The organism is Sunxiuqinia dokdonensis, assembly GCF_001270965.1.
GTDB classification, from domain to species: domain Bacteria; phylum Bacteroidota; class Bacteroidia; order Bacteroidales; family Prolixibacteraceae; genus Sunxiuqinia; species Sunxiuqinia dokdonensis.
Map to the genome: position 1 here is coordinate 1 of NZ_LGIA01000140.1, position 670 is coordinate 670.

The window sequence follows — 670 nt, forward strand, 5'->3', positions numbered from 1 at the left end:
GTCAGCAACTTTTACTCCGGCATAGCCTACCAGCAAACCGGACAGACACAAAAAGCGCTTATTTCGTACCAAAACGTGATAAAAGACCGCGACAACCTCTTTATAGAACAGGCCCAGTGGTACATCGGACTGTGCTACCTGCAAAACGAAAACAGGAAGAAAGCATACCGGCAGTTCACGAAAATTGCCAACAGCGATAGTTTTTACCAGGAAAAAGCATCAGCCATCCTGAGAAAAATAAAATACCTGGAGGAATAGTCCGGCAAAAGATGAAAGCAAATAAAGTCAACGATTAAAAATTAAAAAATTGTTAGCAGAAAAATGAATCGGTAGTCCTTTTAATCCTTAGTTCCTTTGTTCAGTTCAACGTTCCTTAGTTCAAGATCCTTAAAGTTCAAAAGTTCATTTTATCTCGTATTCGAATTGACATTCCTTAATTATCCTGAATGTTCACGGAATAAAATTCGCAATACTTCCATTTAGCAAGTAAAGTTTTTTTTCGAAAATAATGGTTAATAAAAGCCCGGATTGGTTAATCCCGGGCTTTCTTTTTGCGGTAAATCTGGTCCAGAAAAAGAAAGATATCACACTAATTACAAGCGACTTAAACCCACAAAACAATCATCTACCCAAAGAAAATCAAAATTGGAGGGTTACCTTTTGCCTGATT

1 protein-coding gene is annotated in these 670 nt (G+C 37.5%); it reads left to right on the plus strand.

Annotation, left to right across the window (positions count from 1 at the left end; all coding sequences use genetic code 11):
• Window positions 1–258 (plus strand): tetratricopeptide repeat protein (locus NC99_RS08045; protein ID WP_157624677.1); only part of this gene is annotated, 258 nt, incomplete at its 5' end.
• Between the last annotated feature and the right edge of the window lie 412 nt (window positions 259–670).